20 protein-coding genes are annotated in these 23,842 nt (G+C 64.7%); 6 read left to right on the top strand and 14 right to left on the bottom strand.

The features are described 5' to 3' along the window. Positions 1–122: 122 nt before the first annotated feature. Positions 123–1,160, bottom strand: coding sequence for a rod shape-determining protein MreB (gene mreB, locus OU419_RS05435; RefSeq protein ID WP_017518164.1), 1,038 nt, complete (start codon positions 1,158–1,160; stop codon positions 123–125). A gap of 240 nt (positions 1,161–1,400) precedes the next feature. Here mreB and gatC point away from each other — a divergent pair, with 240 nt between their 5' ends. From gatC to OU419_RS05410, 5 genes are read left to right on the top strand one after another with little or no spacing between them, the layout of a single operon-like run. Continuing rightward, on the top strand, positions 1,401–1,688 hold the full coding sequence (gatC, locus tag OU419_RS05430) for an Asp-tRNA(Asn)/Glu-tRNA(Gln) amidotransferase subunit GatC (protein WP_254471018.1): 288 nt from the start codon (positions 1,401–1,403) through the stop codon (positions 1,686–1,688). A gap of 19 nt (positions 1,689–1,707) precedes the next feature. Beyond that, positions 1,708–3,162, top strand: coding sequence for an Asp-tRNA(Asn)/Glu-tRNA(Gln) amidotransferase subunit GatA (gene gatA / locus OU419_RS05425; protein WP_254471019.1), 1,455 nt, complete (start codon positions 1,708–1,710; stop codon positions 3,160–3,162). A gap of 14 nt (positions 3,163–3,176) precedes the next feature. After that, the gene (gene gatB, locus OU419_RS05420) at positions 3,177–4,622 is read left to right on the top strand and encodes an Asp-tRNA(Asn)/Glu-tRNA(Gln) amidotransferase subunit GatB (protein WP_254471020.1); all 1,446 of its coding nucleotides are present in this window, start codon (positions 3,177–3,179) and stop codon (positions 4,620–4,622) included. A gap of 54 nt (positions 4,623–4,676) precedes the next feature. Then, entirely contained in the window at positions 4,677–5,066 is a 390-nt protein-coding gene (locus OU419_RS05415; protein ID WP_254471021.1) for a septal ring lytic transglycosylase RlpA family protein, read from the top strand. Between the two features lie 10 nt (positions 5,067–5,076). Continuing rightward, positions 5,077–5,466 carry a carboxymuconolactone decarboxylase family protein gene (locus tag OU419_RS05410; RefSeq protein WP_254471022.1) on the top strand — a complete coding sequence of 130 codons (390 nt, stop codon included), beginning with the start codon at positions 5,077–5,079 and terminating at the stop codon, positions 5,464–5,466. Positions 5,467–5,716: 250 nt separating this feature from the next. On the opposite strand, the gene OU419_RS05405 is transcribed toward OU419_RS05410, so the two are convergent. The 13 genes from OU419_RS05405 to OU419_RS05345 all read right to left on the bottom strand — a co-directional run bounded on the left by OU419_RS05405 (position 5,717) and on the right by OU419_RS05345 (position 22,727). Next, positions 5,717–6,532 carry a YfaP family protein gene (locus OU419_RS05405; protein WP_254471023.1) on the bottom strand — a complete coding sequence of 272 codons (816 nt, stop codon included), beginning with the start codon at positions 6,530–6,532 and terminating at the stop codon, positions 5,717–5,719. Continuing rightward, complete coding sequence (locus tag OU419_RS05400; protein ID WP_254471024.1) at positions 6,529–8,172, bottom strand: DUF2300 domain-containing protein; 1,644 nt, start codon at positions 8,170–8,172, stop codon at positions 6,529–6,531. Before OU419_RS05400 ends, OU419_RS05405 begins: the two co-directional genes overlap by 4 nt. Continuing rightward, positions 8,173–12,726 (bottom strand): alpha-2-macroglobulin family protein, encoded by a 4,554-nt coding sequence (locus OU419_RS05395; RefSeq protein WP_254471025.1) that lies wholly within the window; start codon positions 12,724–12,726, stop codon positions 8,173–8,175. Beyond that, entirely contained in the window at positions 12,723–13,367 is a 645-nt protein-coding gene (locus OU419_RS05390; RefSeq protein ID WP_254471397.1) for a DUF1175 domain-containing protein, read from the bottom strand. Before OU419_RS05390 ends, OU419_RS05395 begins: the two co-directional genes overlap by 4 nt. Beyond that, complete coding sequence (locus OU419_RS05385) at positions 13,352–15,103, bottom strand: DUF2138 domain-containing protein (protein ID WP_254471026.1); 1,752 nt, start codon at positions 15,101–15,103, stop codon at positions 13,352–13,354. The genes OU419_RS05390 and OU419_RS05385 overlap by 16 nt, the downstream gene beginning before the upstream one ends. A 38-nt stretch (positions 15,104–15,141) precedes the next feature. Continuing rightward, positions 15,142–15,948 (bottom strand): YfaP family protein, encoded by an 807-nt coding sequence (locus tag OU419_RS05380; RefSeq protein ID WP_254471027.1) that lies wholly within the window; start codon positions 15,946–15,948, stop codon positions 15,142–15,144. 167 nt (positions 15,949–16,115) lie between these two features. Further along, positions 16,116–17,057: an AEC family transporter gene (locus OU419_RS05375; RefSeq protein WP_254471028.1), complete on the bottom strand. Its 942-nt coding sequence runs from the start codon at positions 17,055–17,057 to the stop codon at positions 16,116–16,118. Positions 17,058–17,122: 65 nt separating this feature from the next. Beyond that, positions 17,123–17,563, bottom strand: coding sequence for a bactofilin family protein (locus tag OU419_RS05370; protein WP_254471029.1), 441 nt, complete (start codon positions 17,561–17,563; stop codon positions 17,123–17,125). Between the two features lie 20 nt (positions 17,564–17,583). Beyond that, positions 17,584–17,952, bottom strand: coding sequence for a hypothetical protein (locus tag OU419_RS05365; protein WP_254471030.1), 369 nt, complete (start codon positions 17,950–17,952; stop codon positions 17,584–17,586). Next, complete coding sequence (locus OU419_RS05360) at positions 17,933–18,892, bottom strand: M23 family metallopeptidase (protein ID WP_254471031.1); 960 nt, start codon at positions 18,890–18,892, stop codon at positions 17,933–17,935. The genes OU419_RS05365 and OU419_RS05360 overlap by 20 nt, the downstream gene beginning before the upstream one ends. A gap of 191 nt (positions 18,893–19,083) precedes the next feature. Beyond that, positions 19,084–20,817, bottom strand: coding sequence for an ABC transporter ATP-binding protein/permease (locus OU419_RS05355; RefSeq protein ID WP_254471032.1), 1,734 nt, complete (start codon positions 20,815–20,817; stop codon positions 19,084–19,086). 68 nt (positions 20,818–20,885) lie between these two features. Then, complete coding sequence (locus OU419_RS05350) at positions 20,886–21,446, bottom strand: response regulator transcription factor (RefSeq protein WP_254471033.1); 561 nt, start codon at positions 21,444–21,446, stop codon at positions 20,886–20,888. A 24-nt stretch (positions 21,447–21,470) separates the two neighbouring features. Next, positions 21,471–22,727, bottom strand: a complete 1,257-nt coding sequence (locus OU419_RS05345; RefSeq protein WP_254471034.1) for an ATP-binding protein — start codon at positions 22,725–22,727, stop codon at positions 21,471–21,473. 221 nt (positions 22,728–22,948) lie between these two features. On the opposite strand from OU419_RS05345, the gene OU419_RS05340 reads away from it, so the two are divergent. Further along, a complete protein-coding gene (locus tag OU419_RS05340; protein WP_254471035.1) occupies positions 22,949–23,665 on the top strand; it encodes an SIMPL domain-containing protein in 717 nt (238 codons plus the stop codon). Positions 23,666–23,842: the final 177 nt, after the last annotated feature.

Raw genomic sequence — 23,842 nt, 5'->3', positions numbered from 1 at the left:
CGCGCCCAGCGAGGGCCCTTTGGAGAATATCGGTTTGATGACCGGCTCCTAGCTGTGCAAAGTCGGTTGAAGTTTCACCAGCATGGGCGAAACGTCAACCGACCTCTACAGGGCTCACCACCTCATTCGGTGGAAAGCAGGTCCATCGAATGACGGTCCATCATTTCCAGCGCCTTGCCGCCGCCACGAGCCACGCAGGTCAGCGGGTCTTCGGCGACGATCACCGGCAGGCCGGTTTCCTGGGCCAGCAGCTTATCCAGGTCACGCAGCAGCGCGCCGCCACCGGTCAGCACCAGGCCGCGCTCGGCGATATCCGAAGCCAGCTCAGGCGGGGACTGCTCCAGGGCGCTCTTGACCGCCTGGACGATGGTGGCCAGGGACTCCTGCAGCGCTTCGAGCACTTCGTTGGAGTTGAGGGTGAAGCTGCGCGGTACGCCTTCGGCCAGGTTGCGGCCGCGGACGTCGACTTCGCGGACCTCGCCACCCGGGAAGGCGGTGCCGATTTCCTGCTTGATGCGCTCGGCGGTGGATTCGCCGATCAGGCTGCCGTAGTTGCGGCGCACGTAGGTAACGATGGCTTCGTCGAAGCGGTCGCCGCCAACGCGGACGGACTCGGCATAGACCACGCCGTTGAGGGAGATCAGAGCGATCTCGGTGGTGCCGCCGCCGATATCGACGACCATCGAACCACGCGCCTCTTCCACCGGCAGGCCGGCGCCGATGGCGGCCGCCATCGGCTCTTCGATCAGATAGACCTCACGGGCGCCGGCGCCCAGGGCCGATTCACGGATCGCACGGCGCTCCACCTGGGTGGATTTGCACGGCACGCAGATCAGCACGCGCGGGCTGGGCTGCAGGAAGCTGTTCTCGTGAACCTTGTTGATGAAGTACTGCAGCATCTTTTCACAGACGCTGAAGTCGGCGATGACGCCGTCCTTCATCGGACGAATGGCGGCAATGTTGCCCGGGGTACGGCCCAGCATGCGCTTGGCTTCGGTGCCAACGGCGACCACGCTCTTCTGGCTGCCGTGGCTACGGATCGCGACCACGGACGGCTCGTTCAGGACGATACCGCGCTCGCGCACATAAATAAGGGTATTGGCAGTGCCCAGGTCGATCGACAGATCACTGGAAAACATGCCACGCAGTTTTTTGAACATTGGAAAGAAACCCATAGGTGGCGCGTGGGTGAAAAATGCGCGGGTAAAAAAGTGCGGCAAACTCTAACAATGACGGGGATTTTGGGCAAGGCGGCAATTTATGCTAGATTCCTGGCTTTTCCGGGCCCGCAAGGCCCGTCCCAGCGGCCTTTGACCGTCTGCCGCGGGTTCCGTTCCCCGCCCCAAAATTCCGTCCGGCCAGGTCCAGTTCGAGCCTGGCCGCTCTAGCTGGAGACTCCGATGGCGCTTGAACGCTCCGACGTGGAGAAGATCGCCCACCTCGCCCGCCTGGGCCTGGAGGAAGCTGACATTCCGCGCACCACCGATACCCTCAACAATATTCTCGGCCTGATCGACGCCATGCAGGCGGTCGACACCGACGGCATCGCGCCGCTGGCGCACCCGTTGGAAGCCACCCAGCGCCTGCGCGCCGACGAGGTCACCGAGGAAAACCACCGCGATGCCTACCAGGCCATCGCCCCAGCCGTGGAAGACGGGCTCTATCTCGTCCCGAAAGTCATCGAGTAAGCGCTAAGGACACGGACATATGCTGCATCAATTGACCCTCGCCGAAGTCGCCCGCGGACTCGCCGACAAGCAATTCTCCGCCCAGGAACTGGCCACTGCCCTGCTCGCGCGCATCCAGCAGCTCGACCCGCAGTTGAACAGTTTCATCAGCGTCACCGAAGAAGCGGCCCTGAACCAGGCTAAGGCTGCCGACGAACGGCGCGCCAAAGGTGAAGATGGCGCCCTGCTCGGCGCACCGATCGCCCACAAGGACCTGTTCTGCACCCAGGGCGTACGCACCAGCTGCGGCTCGAAGATTCTCGACACCTTCGTCTCGCCCTACGACGCCACCGTCGTCGAGCGCCTGACCAACGCCGGCGCCGTGAGCCTGGGCAAGCTGAACATGGACGAGTTCGCGATGGGCTCCTCCAACGAATCCAGCCACTACGGCGCGGTAAAGAACCCCTGGGACACCACCCGCGTACCGGGCGGCTCCTCCGGCGGCTCCGCCGCGGCCGTGGCCGCGCGCCTGATTCCTGCCGCCACCGGCACCGACACCGGCGGCTCGATCCGCCAGCCGGCGGCGCTGACCAACCTCACCGGCATCAAGCCGACCTACGGCCGCGTGTCGCGCTGGGGCATGATCGCCTACGCCTCCAGCCTCGATCAGGGCGGTCCGCTGGCCCGCACCGCCGAGGACTGCGCACTGATGCTCGGCGTCATGGCCGGATTCGACACGAAGGACTCCACCAGCGTCGACCAGCCGGTGGATGACTACCTCGCCGCTCTCGCCAAGCCGCTGGCCGGGCTGCGTATCGGCCTGCCGAAGGAGTACTTCGGCGCGGGTCTGGACAGTCGTATCGCCGACGCGGTGATGAAGGTGGTCGAGCAGCTCAAGCAACTGGGGGCGGTGGTCAAGGAAATCTCCCTGCCGAACATGCAGCATGCGATTCCGGCCTACTACGTGATCGCGCCCGCGGAAGCCAGTTCCAACCTGTCGCGTTTCGACGGCGTGCGCTACGGCTACCGCTGCGAAAACCCGAAGGACCTGCAGGACCTCTACAAGCGCTCCCGCGCCGAAGGCTTCGGTGCCGAAGTGAAGCGCCGCATCATGGTCGGCACTTACGCACTTTCCGCCGGCTACTACGACGCCTATTACCTGAAGGCCCAGAAGATTCGCCGCCTGATCAAGAACGACTTCGTCAATGCCTTTGCCGATGTCGACGTGATCCTCGGCCCGACCACGCCGAACCCGGCCTGGAAACTGGGTGAGAAGAACAACGATCCGGTCGCACAGTATCTGGAAGACATCTACACCATCACCGCCAACCTCGCCGGCATCCCTGGCCTGTCCATGCCTGCCGGCTTCGTCGACGGCCTGCCGGTGGGTGTCCAACTGCTCGCGCCGTACTTCCAGGAAGGCCGCCTGCTCAATGTCGCGCACCAGTACCAACTGGTTACCGACTGGCACAAACAGGCACCGGCTGGATTCTGAGGAAGGATTACGACATGCAATGGGAAACCGTGATCGGGCTGGAAATTCACGCACAGCTCTCCACCCAATCGAAGATCTTCTCCGGTAGCGCCACCACCTTCGGCGCCGAACCGAACACCCAGGCCAGCCTGATCGACCTGGCCATGCCCGGCACCCTGCCAGTGCTGAACCAGGAGGCCGTGCGCATGGCCTGCCAGTTCGGCCTGGCGATCAACGCCGAAATCGCCGAGCGCAACGTCTTCGCCCGGAAGAATTACTTCTACCCGGACCTGCCCAAGGGCTACCAGACCAGCCAGATGGACCACCCCATCGTTGGCAAGGGTCACCTGGACATCACCCTGGAAGACGGCACCGTCAAGCGCGTCGGCATCACCCGCGCGCACCTTGAAGAAGACGCCGGCAAGAGCCTGCACGAAGACTTCCACGGCATGAGCGGCATCGACCTGAACCGCGCCGGCACTCCGCTGCTGGAGATCGTCTCCGAGCCGGACATCCGCAGTGCCAAGGAGGCCGTCGCCTATGTGAAGGCCATTCACGCCCTGGTCCGCTACCTCGGCATCTGTGACGGCAACATGGCCGAAGGCTCGCTGCGCTGTGACTGCAACGTATCGGTGCGGCCCAAGGGCCAGGCCGAGTTCGGCACCCGCGCCGAGATCAAGAACGTGAACTCCTTCCGCTTCATCGAGAAGGCGATCAACCACGAAGTGCAACGCCAGATCGATCTGATCGAGGACGGCGGCAAGGTCGTGCAGGAAACCCGCCTGTACGATCCGAACAAGGACGAGACGCGCTCCATGCGCAGCAAGGAAGAAGCCAACGACTACCGTTACTTCCCCTGCCCGGACCTTCTGCCGGTAGTGATCGAGCGCAGCTTCCTCGATGACCTGCGAGCCAGCCTGCCGGAACTGCCGGACCAGAAGCGCGAGCGTTTCGAGAGCCAGTACGGCCTGTCCGCCTATGACGCCAGCGTGCTGTCCGCCAGCCGCGAAATGGCCGACTACTTCGAGCAGGTACAAGGCATCTGCGGCGACGCCAAGCTGGCCGCCAACTGGGTGATGGGCGAGCTGTCCAGCCTGCTCAACAAGGACGGCCTGGAGATCGAGCAATCGCCGGTTTCCGCCGAACACCTGGGCGGCATGATCCTGCGCATCAAGGACAACACCATCTCCGGCAAGATCGCCAAGATGGTCTTCGAAGCAATGGCCGCCGGCGAAGGATCGGCTGACCAGATCATCGAAGCCAAGGGCCTGAAGCAGGTCACCGATACCGGTGCCATCGACAAGATGCTGGACGAAGTGCTGGCAGCCAACGCCGAGCAGGTCGAACAGTACCGCGCCAGCGACGAAGCCAAACGCGGCAAGATGTTCGGCTTCTTCGTCGGGCAGGCGATGAAAGCATCGAAGGGCAAGGCCAACCCGGGCCAAGTGAACGAACTGCTGAAGAAAAAGCTCGAAGGTTGAGCCCACACTTCAATGACGCCGGGCTTGCCCGGCGTTTCTTCGTCCGGAGGTTCGATGCTGCGCCTGCGCCCCTTCGCCCTCGTTGGCTGCCTGGCCCTGCTGGCCGGCTGTAGCACCACGTCGTACGACAGCGATTCGGAAGTCTCGGGCCGCGGTTACCGTGCCGAAGGCACCGCGTCCTATTACGGCAGGGCGCACCACGGCAAGAGGACCGCCAGCGGCGAGCGCTTCGACCAGAATGCCCTGACCGCTGCGCATCGCACCCTCGCCTTCGGCACACGGGTGAAGGTGACCAACCTCGACAACGGCCGTAGCGTCGTGGTGCGCATCAACGATCGCGGACCATTCGGCCGCGGCAGGATCATCGACGTATCCAAGGCCGCTGCCGAACAACTCAACATGCTGCGCTCCGGCACCGCCCGCGTGCGCCTGGAAGGACTCTGAAGGAATCATCATGAGCAACGACAACCGCAAGGCTGGCGAACAGGTCCGCCGTGAAGTAATGGGCGACGCCTTCGTCGACCGGGCCCTGGGCAACGCTACCGACTTCACCCAGCCGCTGCAGGACTTCGTCAACGAGCACGCCTGGGGTGGCGTATGGACCCGCGAAGGCCTGCCGCGCAAGACCCGCAGCCTGATCACCCTCGCCGCACTGACCGCCCTGAAGTGCCCGCAGGAGCTGAAAGGCCACGTGCGCGGCGCACTGAACAATGGCTGCACAGTGGAAGAGATTCGCGAAGCGTTGCTGCATTGCGCGGTCTACGCGGGCGTCCCGGCGGCCATCGACGCGTTCCGCGCGGCGCAGGAAGTGATCGATGCCTGGCAGGCGGATCAGAAGGCCTGATCAGTACGTTGCACGAGAGCGCCAGGGCCGCTCATCGTGGGCATGGCCCGCGTCTATAGGCCCGATCCGGCGCGGCTTTTACAGGAGCGGAGGTTGTCCGCTCCTAAGCGCCCGCCTAACCCTCTCCCGCTAGCGGAAGAGGGGACCGTTCCGAGCGGGGAGCATACGGACGGTTCCCTCTCGCGGAGGGAGATCGCAAACACGCCCCCCGATAGAAGACAGTTGCTCCTACGAGAGCCTCTCTCGGACCTTACGGATAACTGAACCGCTTCACCAGCGTCAGCTCCCCCGGCTGACGCATCGGGATCAGGAAGGACTCCTGCTTCTCGTTCACCGTCCCCTCCTCCGTCACTATGGTCACCTGCGCCGTGGTCAGCGGCTTGGCCGCATTCACGTCGCCGGAGCTGTCATCCTGGCTCCAACCGCCGCCGTAGTAGTTCACATAGACCAGATACTGCCCCTTGAGCGGAGTCGGGCTGGCGATGATTTCCGGGCCATAGCCGGTAGTCACGTCGACATCCTGCGCCGCCCCGTTGGGCAGCGAGCGGTTGCCATACCAAACATGCCCGCCATCCGGCGTCACCAGGTGCAGGTCAAGGTCGGTGTTGTCCGAATCCCACGACAGCAGCACCCGCAACTTGGCCGGAACCTCCCCGCCACCGCCGCCGTGATAGAACTGCACGCGCTTGCGCTGCTGGCCATCCGGGGTAATGACCTCGACGCTGTTGGAGCCAGCCGGAAAGGCGAACGGACGGTCGAACCTGCCATCGCCATCGACCTTCATCGGCATGGCCACGCCATTCACCACCAGCCGGGCAGGTTCCTTGCCGTCTTTGGGCAAGCCACGGATCTCGCCACGGATGCGCGCCGCCTCGGACTGGTCCTGGCGTACGTTCACGGAGGACGCCGGATAGTTCACCGTCTGCCGGAAGTCAGCCTTGTCACCATCTCCGGCTCGCCAACCGCCCAGCGGCGCGTCGATATGGACTGGGGATTCGGCAGCCTGAGCCCCCAGCGGAATCAGGCTGGCGAACAGGGACAGGCGAAGGGCACGGGCGAGTTTCATGGCGATAATTCCAGTATCAGGCGACGGGCCAGGCTTTCCACATAGCCCTCGTCTTGTCCATTGGGGTGCGCCTGGAAGGCCAGGTGCAGGTATTCGTGGGTCAGGTCGAGCCGATCCTGCAACGAGTACAGGCCACGCACGTAGATGCGTTGGCGCTCGCGATCGACATAGGGCCGGCCGGAACCCAGCCGGCAGACCGCGAAGGAGCGCAACTCCTCGTAGCCAGGCTCACCGTCCAGCCTTGAGCGCCAGACGCTGCGCTGCTTCTGCAACCAGCGCTCGGCGTCCGGCAATGGCTGGCAGGCGGCGATGGGATTGCTCCAGCGGCTGAGGCTGGTGCGTGGAAAGGCGCGAGCGAGGATCGCGTCGTAGCGCAGCCCCTGGGCAGCCTGCGCCTGGGCATCGCGCCAGGACAACCGCGACGGCCCAGCTTCGTCGCTATGGTAGGTCACCGTACCGCCGGCCAGTACCAGATCGGCGGTCCAGGCTGCGATGCCGCGCGCGCCTTCGCTGGCCGGCCGCGGCGCCACGCGCTGGCGCTGGCTGCTGTCGTCGATGCTCAGGCAATCGCCATGCGGCGCGCCGTTCTGCAACAGATAGGTGCGGATGGTCACAGCCAACGCCTTGGCTGCCTCAGGTGGCGTAGCGGAAGCCTCGCGATCCAGTACCCGCGCCACGTACTCTTCACGGGACAAACGCGCGGTCAGGCGCGGGCCCTGGGCATTACGTTCGAGAAACAGGTCACCGCTGCTGTTAACGTCGAGCCGGACGCCATTGGTGAACAGCACATTCTGCCGCCCGCGTAGAACGCCGGCAGCAGCGGGTCGACCGTGCACGTCGTAAACCTCCTGCAGCGGATAGCGACTGAACAGACTGACCGCCACGCAGCGCCCCGGATCACTCGGCCACGGGGCCGGCAAGGCCGCGCCGATGGCCGCGCCGTAACGTGCCAGGACGGTCTTGCTGGTCCCAGGCCCTCCCAGCCACAACGGCGTGCCGTCCACCAGCCAGCCGGCGAAACCGCCTTCGCGCTTCCCTCCTTCGTCCCAGCTCCAGGTCTTCACCCGCAAGCGGCCGCCCAGCGCGGCGGGCGCGCGGCCGGCATCGGCGGCAAGGCTGACATCCAGCAGTACCTTGCGTGCCTGCTCCTGGGCCGGCAGGCGCTGCAATTGATCGAGCAATTCGGCAACCGGCACGTCGGTCTGTGGCGCCAACCGGTCCAGATGCGCGACCCAGGCCGGAGCCTGGCGCGCTTGCCAGTACTGCCGCCAGACATCGCCATCGATACCCAGGCGACCCGGCTGGAAATACAGGCCGCAGGACTTCACCAGCGCGGCATCGCGCTCGATGCTCTGTCCCGTATCGCAGCAATAGACCTCTTCCTTGTCATCGCCTCGACAGCGATAGGCCGGCTCCTGCTGCCCGGTATCGCTCAACCAGGCATACACGAACAGCTTCCAGAGACTGCCCAGCGGCGCCCGTAGATCGGCGGGCAAGGGCTGGCGGCCCATTACCTGCTGTGTGCCGATACGCAGCAGCTCATCACCCTGCGCGGTGCGCCAGGCCAACTGCGCCGGCTCCTGCGCCGCAAGGGCGCAGAACGGAAGCAGTGCAATCAGCCAGGCCAGGCGCGCGCGCATTCACTGGACCTTGATCTTCGCCAGCGCCGGCTGCTGCTCCAGCGCCTGTTCCTGCGGCGCATAGAGACGCTGATAGCGAGCCGGTGGCAGCACGAAGTTGCCCTTCTGCGAGAAGCGCACCAGATGACGCAGGCGCAGTTCGCCGCCCAGGGTATCCACCGGCACGCCGTAGTACAGGTCGCCCGGCTCGTTGCGTGCGCGTTCCAGGCTGGTCGCCTCCACACCGCCCAGGCCGCTGATCTGCAGGCCCCAGGTGGTGCGCTCGACGTCCGCGCCAGGCGGTAGCGGCACTTCCAGCATGCCATAGCGCAAGGCCTGGGCCTGTTCGGTGCTCAGGGTCACTTCGTCCAGGTACAGCTCGTCACTGGATAACGGCTTGTCACCCAGCTCCTCGGCGTTGAAGGCGAAGGCATCCTCGCCCGGCACCAGGCGCAGCAGGCGACGCTTGATGGCCACCGGAAGCTGGCTGGTTGGCGCTTCGGCACTGCGGAAAGTGATCGAAGCGTTGAGCGGGCGCGACGGTGCGGCGGAGAGGTCCAGCTGCGCCGGCACTGCCTTGCCCTGCCATTGCCAGAAGGCATCGCCTGTCGTGCTGTGTTTTTCCTTCCAGTCCGCCACCGGCTTGGGCAGCTCGGCGGCCGGAGCTTCGGCCACGGCGCGCTGCATCCAGGTCAGCGCCAGGGCGCGTTCGATGGTGGACTGCTGCGGTGCGAGACTCAGCAGCAGTACGCGGGCGCGGTTGGCGTCCACGGTGCCGCTGTAGAGCTGCACCGCGCGTGCGAAGGGCTGGTCGCTGGTATTCAGCTTCAGGCGCGCGGCATCCAGTTGCTTGGCGAAGTCTTGCGGCAGCGCGACCTTGTTCTGCTCGGCGAGGCTGGCCGTCAGCACACGGGCGACCGCCAGGCCCAGCTCGGAATCCGGACTACCCATGACCAGGCTGTCGTCGCTGTCGAAGTCGTTCACCGACTTCGCCGCCTCGCCGTTGCCAGCATTCTGCAGGTCGGTGAGCAGGCCGCTGACCAGGGTCTGTACCGGCAACTTCATGTCGCGGGCGAAGGCCAGGATCAGCGCGCGCTGCAGCAGCGGCGTGGCGCTGGCGCGTGCGGAATACAGTTCCAGCACACGCTGCCAGTGCTCCGGCGGCAGCTGGATTTCCAGCGCGCGGCTGGCGTACCAGTCGGCGTAGTAGGCGTAGGCGGTGAGGAAGGCGTCGTTGTCTTCGCCGCCCCACCAGGTGAAGTAGGCATCCGGGCCGGCCATCTGCACCAGGCGCAGGCGGCTGGTCTGCATGATCAGGCGCAGGCGGTCACGCACCCGCGGCTCGCCGCTGGCCAGCATCGGATAGGCGATGCTCAGCGGCAGCAACTGGCTGGCGGTCTGCTCGACGCCGCCCCAGGGGTAATTCAGCAGCGAGTCGAGATTGCCGCGCAGCAGCGCCTGGGCACTGTCGTCCAGGCGCAAGCGCACGTCTCGCGCATCCGCCGGCAGTTGCAGCGGCGTGTTCTGCCCGTTGACCTGCAGCGGCCTGGCTTGCAGCACCTGCCAACCGTCGGCCACGAGGCTGACGTGGACGCCGAGGCTGTCACGCACCTTGCCCTCCTGGCGCAGCTCGACACTCCAATCGCCATCGTTCAGCGGTTGTTGCGGCAGCGCGATGTAGTTGACGCCGCGCTTGAGTTCCAGCGCCTGGGTCTTTTCCACGCCGTTGGCGCGAACCTGCAGTTCGGCCTTGGTGTCCTGCTCGCCCTGGTTGAAGACGAACAGGCCGAGGTCCGGCTGATCGCCGCTGCGGAAGCGCTTCGGACCGCTCCACTTCAGGTACAGCGGCTTTTCCGAGCGGATGAACTGTTTCTTCTGGCCGACCTGGCCTTCGTCATCCATCGCTCGGGCGGTAATGCGCCAGCGGGTCAGGGAGTCAGGCATGCGGAAGGTGAAGCTGGCCTTGCCGTTGGCGTCGGTGAGCAGTTCCGGCTCCCAGGCGGCGGTATCGACTTCCTCGCGACGCGGTCGTTCCAGGACTTTCACGCCGCGCTCGCTGCGGTTGGCGCGGCCTGGTGCGCTGGGCGTGCCGGGCAGTGCGACGTCGTAGCTGATGAACGACAGGCTGGCGCTGGTACGCACGTTATTGCGGCGCGGGTGATAGAAGAACTGGTCGATGCCCGGAGCGATCTCCGGCTGCAGCGCGTAGATCATCTCGTCCACCACACTCACCGTCAGGCGGCTGGACACCGGCTTGCCGGCATAGGTGGTATCGAGGTTCACGGTGACCGTTTCGCCCGGCTCGTAGCGCTCCTTGTCGGTGCTTACGGCAATCTCCACCTGCGGCACGGCGACCTTGATCCCGGCGTTCTGGAAGCTGTAGTCGCCGCTGCGGGTGTAGAGCACTGAGAAGGTCAGGTTCGGCGAGAACTCGGCCTTCACCGGAATGCGGGCGCGGTATTGCGTGGGGTTGAGCTTCTCCAGCTTCAGCCAGTCGCCGCCCTTGGACAGCAACGCGGTAGCCTCGACCTTGTCGCGCTCCAGCGAAAGCAGCGCATCGTCCACCGGCTCGGGGAAGGTGATCAGTGCCAGGGCTTCCTCGCCGGCCTTGTACTCGGGCTTGTCGAGGACGATCTCCACGGTGCCAGGCACCGCTTTCACACCGTCGCCGCTCACCGAATGACCGGTGCCGCCCAGCAGTTGGCCGGCCTTGTCGCGCAGCTCGACGCTGTAGGTACCGGGTTTATCGAAGGCGATGGCGAACTTGCCGTCGGCCACCGCGCCGCTGCCGCTGCTGCGGTCTTCCAGGCGCAACCAGCGGTAGGTGGTCGGTTCGATCTGGCTCGCCTGCTCGGCGGCGTAGCTGAACTCCACCTTGTCGCCCGCGGCGCTGAAGCGTTGCGGAGCGCTTACGCGATAACGCGCGGCGCCACGCTCGATGAGGATTTCCTTGCTGGTCTTGACCCGGTATGCGGCACCATCGCTGGCGAACACCGTAAGCATGTAGCGGCTCGGCTTCTCAGCCGCTGGCAGGTCAAGCACGGCGCGACCCTGGGCGTCGGTGGTCAGCTGGGTGCTCGACAGTTCCACCGGGAACTGGCCGAGGTACTGCAACTCGTTGTCCACCATCGACAGTTGCTGGGCACGCAGGCTCAGCTCCAGCCGTGCGTTGGCCACCGGCTTGCCGTCCGGATAGAGGAGGATCAGGTTGCCCTTCACCGGCTCGCCGGTCTTGAAGTCCGGCTTGGCCAGGTCGAGGGAAATCTCGAAGTGCGGCTTGATGTACTCGGCAACGCGGAAGGCACTGCTGTAGGTCTGGTCGCGGTAGTCGAAGCGCAGTTCGTAACCGCCGGCGACGGCATTGGGTGGCAACTGGAAGCGGCCCTGAGTGCCGCTTCTGGCGTCGAACTTGAGGTCCAGCGTCTGCAGCGTAGTGCCGGCGGCGTCGATCACCGACAGGCGCAGCGGCGCGCTCTGCGGTGATTGCGACTCGCGGGCGTTCTTGAACTCGCGGCCAACGATCTTCAGCGACACCCAGTCGCCCGGGCGGTACAGCGGGCGGTCGGTGAAGGCGTAGAGCTTGGTGTCGTAGATTTCGCTGTCGTAGTAGAAGTTCTCGGAGACGAAGACACCGCCCTCCTCGTCCTCGCCGATCACGAAGGAACGCTCGGGGCTGACGTGTTGCAGGCGCAGCAGGCCGTCGGCGTCGCTGCTGCCGCTGCTCATCACGCCAAGCCCGTCGGTCCACAGCACCTTGGCGCCACCTACCGGCGTACCTTCGTGCTTACGCGCGGTCCAGACCAGCAGCTCGTTACCGGCGATCTTGCTCACCGCGACGCTGTTGGAGACGAACACCACGGTGGTGGCGCGGTACTTGCCGACCAGCGCTTCCACCAGGTACAGGCCCGGCTTGAGCTTGCCCAGCGGGATGTAGACGTTGCCCGGCGCGACGTTGATGAACTCGCTGGAGGAACCGGCGAGGCTGACTTCCTTCGGCGGCTGGATGGGCTTGGCGTCCCACAGCGGGTAGCGGAACTGGCTGACCATCGGCAGGCCGGGAATCGGCGCGTACTGTGGCTGCGCGTCGTAGGGCGTGGGCGCGGCGATGGCGTTGCCCATCTTCAGCTCGGGCACCACTTCGGTGACCTGCTGGCGCGACTCATAGGAGAAGGTCCGCTGCATCACCCGACGCGACTTGCGGTACCAGTTGTCCCACAGGTACGCGAGGGTGTTGGACAGGCCCTCCCCCTTGAACTGTCCCTCGGAAAGCACGCGGTGCAGGTTCTTCTGGCGCTTGAGGAAGTCCAGCGGCTTGTCGATGCGATAGACACGGATATCCGCGCCGCCGTAAGGCTCCATGCTGTAGCGGCGGTAATCCCGGCCCGGCGCTTCGAGACGTACCTTGGCTTCTTCGTCGGAGGCGAAGCTGCTGTCGGCCAGCAGAAAGAACGACTCGCCGGCCATCGGTGTGTAGTTGCTCGCCGGAACCTCGTCATCCGCCTGCACAAGTGCCGGCGCGACGGCAAACAGGCCAGCGCAGGCGAGAGCGGCGGCGATGCCGCGCAGCGCGTTCATCGAGTCAGGAAGGACAAGCGATAGACGCCGATAAAGTTGGGGTTGGATTCGTCGGGTATCCATCGGGTGTCCTTCCATGTCATGAGTTGTTGCAGGCTGACCGAACGCATGCCGTTGTCGGTCGCCGTACGAGTGCCGGTGTGGTAGGCGATGTCGCGGCCCATCCAGATCATCAGATGCTGGTCATCGCCCTGGTCGAAGAAGATCAGATCGCCCGGGCGCGCCTGGTTGAGGTCGCGGCCGACGAACTGGCTGTTGTACTGGATCAACTTGATCGCATTGACGTAGGGGCCGGTCTTGCCGCCCCCCTGCTGCCAGGTCTGTGCCAGGCGGCGCTGCTCGTCGCTGAGATCGAGCTCCGGTGGCAGGTAGCGGTTGGACATGCCATTGGCGCGCAGCCACTTGGCGTCATGCACTTTCAGCGCCTCGTTGGCGGCAAAGCGCACCAGGCCCGCGCAGTCCTGCTGGTACCAGCGCGGGTTCGGCCCGCGGCGCAACTGCTCCTCGGCGATGCGCACGAACCATGCACGGAACACCTGGGTCTGCTGCGAGTCCAGCGCGGGCTCGGCAGCCTGCAGCAAGGTGGCTGTCAGCAGGCCGGCGAGCAGGGTCAGAGGCTTTCGGATCACAGCGCCTTCCATTCCAACGGCAGCCACCGCCACTCACCGCTGGGCTCGCTGCCGGCTGGCAAGGTCAGGGCAAAGGAACCATTCGCCGCGAGGGTCTTCAGACGTGGCAGGAGCAGCGTATCGGCAGCATTGCGAAACACCGGCTCGATGTCCTGAGGCAGGCTGTCGAGGGTCTCGCGCTGGAGCAGATCGGAAAGGGTCTTGGGCGCGATGTAGGCCGGTACCAGCGCATCCTTGGGCAGCACATCGGACAACGGCGGGAAACGCTTGGCCAGGGTATTGCGCGCCTTCTCCAGCAGCTTGTCGTCGATGGAGAACAGCAGGGTGTTGCCGTCGCGCAGCAGGCTCACGCGGAAGAAGCCATTGCCGCTCACCTGATCGGGGTTCTCCGCCTCGCTCGCCGGATACTGGCCGAAGCGCGAGCTGACCTGGCGCTGCCACAGGCGGCCATCGCCCTCGGGACGGCTCTCCACCGGGAATGCACCTGCCTCCACCTGGGCCTCGTACGCACCGATCATGCTGCCGAACAGCTTGCCCAGTTCCTCGTCCAGCTCCGGGCTGGCCGGCGCATCGAGCTTCACCGCCAGCAGCGGCGAATGCAGGCGCGAGTCCGGGTACCAGCACAGGCCAGCAGCGCCGGAAAGATGCTCGGAGAATGCGGCGGCCATCTTCTGCTCGGCGCCCAGGCGTACCAGCATATTGTCATAGAGGCCGGGAGTGACCGGCAGCGCCACGCAGGCGCTGGCGCCCATCGGCATGGTCTGCCAGATCGGCGTGAAGTCCAGCTCTGGCTGGCGCGCGACCTCGTTGAGCGCCAGGAAGCTGTGCCAGCCGTCCTTGCCCTGTTCGAAGCGCACGCCGGCAAAGGTCGGGATGAAACGCTGGTAGCCCATAGCCAGGACGCTCGCGCCCAGGGTAATGCGCTGCTTGAGCTCACCGCGCGGCGCCAGGGCAAAGTCCTTGGCGAACAACTGTTCCCCATCCAGCAGGATACCCAGGTCCTTGGCGACAGCCGCATCGGGCTCGCCCAGGCTATCGGAACTTGCTGCGGCGAAGAGCATCTTCGGGTTCGACAGCACCAGCATCTGGTCGCCACGGGAAATGAACAGCAGCGTCTTCTCAGCACCATAGCGCAGGCTGTAGACCGGCGTTGCGCCACCCTTGGCCTGAATCTCGGCGACCTTCTTCAACTGGCTGTCGTCGGCGGCGACCTTGGCCAGCGGCTCCAGCACCTTGGCCAGGCCACCGCGGCGCAGCACCACCATGAAGTCACGCAGGCGACCGTCCGCACCGCGCCACAGCGCAACCTGTGCCGGCTGGTCGAGCAACTCTTCGATCACACTGTCCTTCAGGCTCAGGTCATGTTCGTAGACGATGCGCCGCAGCGTGCCGGCCAGCCCCAGACGATCTGCGTTGTTCTCGTAGTAGAAGACGAAGTCCTCGGTCAGCACGTCGCGCAGCAGCGGCACCTCCAGCACCGCCTTGGGCAACTGGCTGAGCGAGGCGCTCTCGATCAGGGCGTCGGGGCGTTTCAGGTCGCGCGACGCTTCCGGGCTCTCCGGTGCTTCCAGGGTGCCGACCGGCGCCGAGTGGAAGGCCGGAATCAGCCCGAATGCCAGGGCGAGGCCGCCGGCTACCAGCGCGGCGGCGACCACGCCAATGGCGATCAGCGGACCACGGCGCGGAGCCTGCCCGGCGGGCGGCGTGGGGGTGCTGTCTTGGCTGCTGGAGGGAGTGTTGTCGCTCATGGATCGCTTGTCCCGTGTCATCCCTGCGAGGGGCGAATTCAGTAGTTGAAGGTCTTCACCAGCACCAGATCACCGATGGTGCGCATCGGCACCACGAAAGTCTCGCGCTTCTCGTTGACGGTATTTTCGTTGAACACCAGGTTGATCTCGGCGGTGATCACATCCTGCTGGTTGCTGCCGTTCTGGAAGTTGTAACCCTGACTGTTCAGGTTGCCCCAGTAATTGACATAGACCAGATAAGTGCCATGCAGAGGCGCCGCCACGGTGAACATTTCCGGTCCCGGACCATCTACGCCGTCCGGGTCCAGGCCGCCACCGCCAGGCAAGCGCGGGTTGGCCCAGAAGGCGTGCTGGCCGTCGGGGGTGACGATGTGCAGGTCGAGCTCCGCCTTGGGGTCATTCCACCCCAGCGCCAGGCGGATACGCGGCGGCACGCGGCTGTTGTTGGCTTCATAGAACTGGATGCGCTTGAGCGACTTGCCCTCGGCGCTGGCCACCTCGACGCTGTTACTGCCGGCGCCGAAGTTGTAGGGACGGACGAAGCGGCCTTCGGCGTCGGTGTAGAGCGGTAGCGGGTTGCCGTTGACCACCAGGCGCTGGGCGCGGTCGACGCCGGCCACTTCGCGCAGGTGTCCTTCGATCAGGCTGCGGCCACGAACGCCGCCCCGGTCGATTGGCGGGGTGGGGTAGGCCACGCGGGGGGCATTCTGGTCATCGGTCAGGCCGGAGTAGCGCCAGCCGGCGCTCGGGCTGCTCATCCCGGCGCCCGGCTCCGCGGCAACCAGCGTCGCCAGCAACAAGGCCGGGAGGCAGGAAATGGCGCGAAGAATCCGGCGTGGGTGCATGAACAGTCCTTGGTCGTGCAGGCGGGTGCCAAATGTAACTGGTCTTGTACAGCGACGATATGAACTTCGCGACGTCTTGGAACGTAAAGGCGCCTTTCAGAAATATCTTACAAGTCAGTACATTTTTTTCGCACTTCAACGATCAGCAAATTCGAAGCGTCGAATCATCACATCCAGCCGCCCCACTGCAGCAGGAAGATGCCGATGTTGGTGGTCACCGCCGCCGCCAGCGTGGTGATCACGATGATCGAAGCGGCCAGTTCATGGTTGCCGCTGGCCGCGCGGGCCATCACGAAGCTGGCAGCCGCGGTGGGGCTGGCAAAGTAAAGGAAGAGCACGCCCAGTTCCGCCCCGCGAAAGCCATAGGACCAGGCACCGAAGGTGCACAGCAGCGGCAACCAGACCATCTTCATCAGGCTCGCGCTCAGGGCGACGCCGCCGCTTTCCCGCAGCGAGGCCAGAGAAAGAGTGCCACCGATGCAGATCAGTGCCAGCGGCAAGGTCATCTGGGCGAAATAGTCCGCCGACGTCAGAGCCCAGCCCGGCAAAGCAATCTGCAGCCAGGAGAACGGCAGTGCCGCCAGCACGCTGAGGATCAGCGGATTCTTCAGAACACTCTTGAAGATGCTCAAGGGGTCGGACTTCATGCTCGGGCTGTAGATCGCCAGCACCACAGACGAGAGCGTGTTGTAGCAGAGGATCACCAGGGCGGCGAGGACCGAGCCCAACGCCAGGCCGTGATCGCCGTATAGGCTGGTGGCCAGCGCCAGGCCGATGATGCCGTTGTTGCCGCGAAACGCGCCCTGGGTGTAGACGCCCCGGTCAGCGCGAGGTACCCGCCAGATCGACCAGCCCCAGGCCAGCAGGAAGCCCACCAGCGTCGCCAGGCAGAAATACAGCAGCACCGCCGGGCGCGCGGCGCTATGCAGATCGGAATGGTAAATGCCGAGGAACAGCATCGCCGGCATGGTGGCGTTGAACACCAGGGCGGAGGCCGTCTGGATGAACGGCGGGTCGATCCAGCCCACACGCCGCAGCAGTACGCCGAGGAACAGCATGGCGAAGACCGGCGCGGTGATTCCGAGAGTCTGGAGCAGGAGCGCAAGCATGAGACAGCATCTGGACGGCGGAGTGCGCGATCATAACAAGGCGCGCGCCGTCCGCGCTGTGGGAATCAGACCTCGGAAACCTCGGCGGTTGCCCGCGATGGAGCCGGGAGCTCCAGTGGCTTGCTGTCTTCCGTGTCGTTCAGGCAAGTGAGCTTTCCATCCACCGTGGCGCCATTCTCCATGCTCAGTTGGCGATAGCGGATATTGCCAACGATGCGGGCATTGGAATGCAGTTCCAGCAGGTGCTCGACGTAAAGGTCGCCGATGATGGTTCCGTCGATCAGCGCGTCATAGCTGCTGACGTTACCCTCGATGCGCCCTTCCGCACTCAGCGCCAGCAGGCTCGCTGCACCGGGCTTGTGGCTGACGTTGCCCTTCACCGTACCAAGGACCTTCAGGCCGTCCTGGAACTGCAGGTCCCCCACCAGCGATACGTTGCCCGACAGCAGGCTGGAGAACTTGTCCACCGACACCTGCGGCCCTTTCTTCTTGCTGTTGCTGAACATGCGCGTCCTCCTTCGACGGCTCACTTCCCGGATTTCTGCTGGCGAAAGAACGCCAGCTCGGTTTTCAGTTTCTTGATCTCGGCGGACATCACATCGATCCGCCGCATGAGCTGCTCGCTGTTCGCCCGATCCGCCTCGCCTTTCAGGCGCTTCTCCTCCAGGGCAGTCCCGAGCTTCTCGGTCAGTTCGGCATTGGACGCCTCCAGCACAGCGATTCGCGCGCGCATCTGCCCCTCATCCTGGGCGCGCAGCAGATAGGCGCCTGCCAGCAAGGCGATCACTGCCAGCGCCGCCCAGCCCAGCCGCGCGTAGCCGCGTGGCACGTGGGGGCGATGTTCGGCGCGCAGCAGGTGGCGGGTGGAGGGTTTCCTAGTCCGAGGCCAGGCCATCGCTGTCTATCTCCATACCGCCCAGGGAAAGGAAGTTCTGCGGATCGACGAAATCACCGCGGAACAGCACTTCGAAGTGCAGGTGTGGCCCGGTGGAGCGGCCAGTGGAGCCTACCTTGGCGATTTCCTGTCCTGGCAGCACCAGATCCCCCGCCTTCACCAGCAGGCGCGAAGCGTGGGCATAGCGCGTGACCAGGCCATTGCCGTGATCGATCTCGACGCGATTGCCATAGGATGGATGTCGTCCGGATACGATGACACGGCCGCCAGCGGCAGCATGGATCGGGCTGCCGACCGGGGCGGAGAAGTCCTGCCCGGAATGGAAGGCCAGACGGCGATTGAACGGGTCGACACGGTTGCCGAATGGCGAGCCGAGGCGTGCCTGCTCCAGCGGGCGGCGCGCGGGAATGGCCATGAAGTCGGCGTTACGGCGGGCGACCTGGTCCATCAGGTGATCAAAGACCTGGCGCAGGCACTTCGCCGAGCGCTCGCTTTGCAACAGGTCCGACGGTGACGCCGGCTCGGTTCCGGCACAGCGGCGCGGCGGCAGCAGGATGCCACCCTCGCCGTCGGCGGGAGCCGCGCTGCCCTGAGGCGCGAGGGCGGGATCGAGCTTCGACAGCTTGCGGGCGATTTCCTCGTGGCTGTCGACAGCCTTGAGCAGATAGGCGGCGTCTTTCTCCAGCACTTGCAGGCGGCCGGAAAGTTGGCCGAGGCGCTCTGCAGTGAAGCGCTCCCCAGACTCGTCATGGGCGGTCTCGGCTTCTGCCGGCGCGGGTGGCGCATCGGATTGCAGACGGCCGACCCATACTCCGCCGGCGAACGCCGCCACGGCCAGCACAAGCGCTACGCAGGCGCCGCCAACCAGCAGCCGCCGCGGGTCAACCAGCCGCAGCTCGGAGCGAGTCAGTGTCTGCCGTGAAGGGGAAAGGGACTTCATTGGGATACCCGTCTTGTCTCTCCAACCCGGCCAGATTTCGACCGGGCTGCACAGGGTACCGGTAATTCTCTGCTGCGCAGCACTTAAACACTAGAAAATGTAAAAAAATAAGAAGAATTCATTCTGCATGAGATGACTTTCAGACGTTTCTCACCAACCAGCTCACATTCTGACAGTGAATCAAACTGCCATCAGGCCGGCAGAACCGCTTCGGTTTCCCTTAGCCGCCGCTCCTCCAGGCGCAGTTGCCTCGGATGGAAACGCTTGAGGCTCGCACGGTGGCCAATACTCACCAGGGTGACGCCCGGCAGTTGCTCCAGCAGTACCTGATACAGCGCTGCCTCGTCGGCTTCGTCGAGGGCAGAGGTGGCTTCGTCGAGGAACAGCCAGCTCGGGGCGTAGAGCAGCGCGCGGGCGACGGCCAGGCGCTGCTGCTCGCCGGGGGAAAGCACGCGCTGCCAGTGATCAGCGTCGTCCAGGCGTGGAATCAGCGTCTCCAGCCGGCACAGGCGCAGGACTTCTGCCAGATGCTCGGCGCTGTACTGCCCGGCTTGCTCCGGGTAGCTCAGCGCCTGGGCCAGGGTGCCAATGGGGAGGTAAGGCTTCTGCGGCACGAACAGGCACCGCGCATCGGGCATCTGCACCACGCCACTGCCGAAGCGCCACAGGCCGCTCATCGCCCTCAGCAGGGTGCTCTTGCCTCCGCCGGAGGGGCCGCCGATCAGCAGGTGCTCGCCAGTCTTCACCGTCAGGCTGCTGGGCTCCAGCAACTCGCGGCCATCGCTGAGGCAAAGGCTGAGATGCTGAAGTTGCAGGTCGCCGCCGGTCTTGCGCACATCGATATTGGCGGACTCATGTGTGGTCTCGGCCATCGCCGAGCGGAAGCTCAGCAGACGATCGCAGGTGGCGCGCCAGTTGGCGAGGCTGGCGTAGGCATCGATGAACCAGCTCAGGCCGTCCTGCACGTTGCCGAAGGCGGAGTTGATCTGCATGAGCTCGCCAAGCTGGATCTGCCCGGAGAAGTAGCGCGGGGCAGCGACAATGAAGGGGAAGACAGTGGCGACCTGGGCATAGCCGGAACTGAAGAACGTCAGCCGCTTCTGCACCTTCATCAGTTCCCAGAAGTTGCCCCATACGTTGCGGAAGCGGGTCATCAGCCGCTCGTTCTCGTTGGCCTCGCCGTTATAGAGGGCAATGCTTTCGGCATTCTCGCGCACCCGCACGAGGCCGAAACGCAGGTCCGCCTCGTAACGCTGCTGGCGATTGTTCAACCCGATCAGACGGCGGGCGATCAGGTGCGTGAGCCAACTTCCGACCGCCGCATACAGCAGCGCAGCCCAGAACATGTAGCCCGCAATGGTGATGCCGAACAGTTCGATGCTGCCGGAAACGCCCCAGAGAATCACCGAGAAGGACACCAGGCTGACCAGGTTGCGGATCAGCCCCAGGCCGAGGGTGAGGGTGGTATCGGTAAAGCTGTTGAGGTCTTCGGAAAGGCGCTGGTCGGGGTTGTCGGTGTGCCCGCGCTGCTCCAGGCGGTAGTAGTTCTTGTCGCCCAGCCAGGCGGCGAAATGCCGCTCCGTCAGCCAGCGGCGCCAGCGGATGGTGAGCATCTGGGTTAGGTACAGGCGGTAGACGGCGGTCAGGATGAACACTGCCGCGATGCCGCAAAACATGAGCATCAGGTGGATGAAGCTCTTCAGGTCCTTGTTCTGCAGCGCGTTGTAGAAGTCGCGATACCAACTGTTCAGCCAGACATTCAGCCCGACGCCCACCAGCGATAGAACGATCACCACGATCAACAGCAGCCAGGCCATACCCTTTTCTTCGCTACGCCAGTAGGGCGTGGTGAGTTGCCAGACCCGTTTGAAGAAATGGCTGCGAACGGCATCGTTCGCAGCGCGGTATTCGGCGCTGTCGGTCATCGGGGGTCGCTCGCAAGGCTGGAAATAAAAAGGAGCGCTCAGTTGGCGCTCCTCGTATTATCGATTGCTTAACGCCTCACAGGGCGTTTCTGCAGCTTACGCTGCAAGGTTCGCCGGTGCATCCCCAGGGCGCGAGCGGTGGCGGAAATGTTGCCATCGTGCTCGGCGAGCACACGCTGGATATGCTCCCACTGCAGTCGGTCCACCGACATCGGGTTTTCCGGCACCAGCGATTCGAGGTCGGCATGCTGGGACAGCAGCGCAGTCAGCACGTCATCGGCGTCAGCCGGTTTGCACAGGTAGTTGGTGGCACCGCGTTTGATGGCCTCCACCGCGGTAGCGATGCTCGAATAACCGGTGAGAATCACCACGCGCATTTCGGCATCGAGCTCCAGCAGCTTGGGCAGCAGCACCAGGCCGGAGTCGCCATCCATCTTCAGGTCCAGCACCGCGTAGTCGGGCAGGTCTTCCTTGGCCATGGCCAGGCCTTCCTCGGCGGAGCCGGCAATCGACACCCGTAGCCCGCGGCGAGTCATGGCGCGGGCCATCACGCGGGTAAAGGTGGCGTCGTCGTCCACCAGTAGCAGGTGGGGCTGCTCTTCGCCTTCGAACAGGTTCTCTTCGCTCATGGGACTTCCTCGCGGACGCGGCCCTCAGGCCACGCCATAGCTTCTTGGCAGACGCAACTCTGTCAGAGTGCCGCCATCTTCATGGTTGTACAACTTCACCGTACCACCAGCGCGCGTCACACTGGCCTGACTAAGGAACAGGCCAAGACCGAAGCCCTTGCCCTTGGTGGTGAAGAAAGGCTTGCCGAGTTGTTCGGCAATGGCCAGCGGAACGCCCGGGCCACGGTCGCGGATGCTCAGGCAGATTTCTCCGGCATCCCAGTCCAGGCGAATATCCAGGTCATCCGGACAGGCATCGGTGGCGTTGTTCAGCAGGTTGAGCAACGCCTGGCTCAGGTCAGTGGGCGGAATCATCCGTGGCGCCTTGCCCTTGCCCAGAGTCTGGTAGCGATAGCTTGCCTCCGGGCGCATCAGGTGCCAACGCCGCAGAACGGACTCGACCCACTCGTTGGCGCCCTGCTCTACCACCGCCTGGCGGCGGTCGGCCTCGGCGGCGCGTACCAGATGCTGCAGGGTGTCCTTGCAGAGCTTCACCTGCTCCTGCAGCAGCGCCAGGTCCTCCTGCAGCATCGGCTGGTCGGCGTTGGTCTGGCGCAGCTCCTTGAGCAGCACACTCATGGTCGCCAGCGGAGTGCCGAGCTCATGGGCAGCGCCCGCGGCCTGGGTGGCCACGGCGAGAAGCTGCTGGTCGCGCATACCCTCCTCGCGGCGCTGGGCCTGCATCTGCTCCTGGCGGCGCAGGGCCTCGGACATGCGGGCAACGAAGAAGGTAATCAGCGCCGCCGCCAGGGCGAAGCTCAGCCACATGCCATAGATCAACAGGTTGTCACGCTGGCCAGCAGCCATTTCAAGGGGATGGAACCACACCAGCAGTACCGTGTAGCTGGCCAGCGCAAGGCCGGCGAGAGCGATGGTGTACAGCCACGGCAGGGTTGCCGCGGCAATGGTGAGCGGCACCAGGTAATAGGAAACGAAGGGATTGCTGGAGCCGCCGGAGAAATACAGCAGCACGCTGTGGATGACCAGGTCGCACGCCAGTTGGACGGCGTACTCCAACTCGGTCACCGGCCACGGGCCACGCAGGCGCAGGGCAGTGCCCAGGCAAAGCACCAGGGAAACCCCGAGGGTTACGCCGAGCGCCAGCCAGGGCAACTGGATGAGCTGGGCCTTGTAGGCGAGCCCGACCGAACCGGCCTGGGCGGCAAGCACGAGAATACGGATGAGCGTCAGATGCAGGAGGTTCTGACGACTGGCGGAAAGCTGGAAAACCGGTGTGCGCATGGTGAATTCCGGAATTTGCGCGAGTATAGCCAAGAGCCCCCTCCAACTTATGCGGCATAGCGCCACAGCATACTCCAGCGCGGCTCTCGGCGGTCGGAAACAATTGGTGACATCCGCCGTTAACCCGACCAGGAACAAATCCCCGTCCAAGAGTCTGACAGTCCTGGTCAGGGTATCGACTACCCTGTGGCCGGGACATTTTCTGGAGCAAGGAGTCATCCATGTCTGTACTGAAGAAACCCTTCACCGCCATCGCCGCCGCCATCGCCCTGTGTGCCACCAGCCTGGGTGCGCTGGCTGACGAACCTCGCTACAACCAGGTTTCTCTGCGCGCCGAGGTCAGCCAGGAAGTCGCCCACGATCTGATGCACGTAACGCTCTACAGCGAAGGCCAGGCCAGCGACCCGGCCAGGCTGGCCGCCGACACCACCAAGGCACTGAATGCCGCCGTGGAGCAGGCGCGCAAGGTCAAGGGGGTAACCGTCAGTCTGGGCAGCCGCAACAGCTACCCGGTGTACGACGACAAGGGCCAGAAGATCACCGCCTGGCGCGAACGAGCGGAAGTTCGCCTGGAAAGCGCCGACTTCGCCGCGCTTTCGCAGCTCACCGCCGACCTGCTGGGACAACTGAAGATGGGCAACATGAACTTCAGCATCGCCGACGCCACCCGCGCCAGGAACGAGGACGCGCTGATGAAGGGCGCAGTGGACGCCTTCAAAGCCCGCGCCCAGGTTCTCACCGATGCGCTGGGCGGCAAGGGCTACAAGCTGGTCAGCCTGAACCTGAACACCTCCGGCGCTCCCCAGCCGATGCCGGTGATGCGCATGGCGGCGATGAAAGCCGACGGCTATGCCGGCGCGCCGGCCCAGGAAATCGAAGCCGGCACCAGCCAGGTAGTAGTCAGCGCCGACGGCACGATCGAAGTACAGATGCCCTGAGCGACTGTTACCGCGGCGTCACACGGGTGGCGTCGCGGCTCGCCTCGAAACGCCCACAGCCTCCACCACGCACCATCCTCGCGCGGCGCTACCGGGAACCGGGGCGCCTGTGCCTGACCGCACGGTTCCCATTGTCGAAATTGCGACATTAGTTTGCGAAGTCGTTACAACTTCTAC

The organism is Pseudomonas triclosanedens (genome assembly GCF_026686735.1).
Classification (GTDB): Bacteria; Pseudomonadota; Gammaproteobacteria; order Pseudomonadales; family Pseudomonadaceae; genus Pseudomonas; species Pseudomonas triclosanedens.
This window is presented reverse-complemented; position numbering and strand designations above follow the sequence as displayed.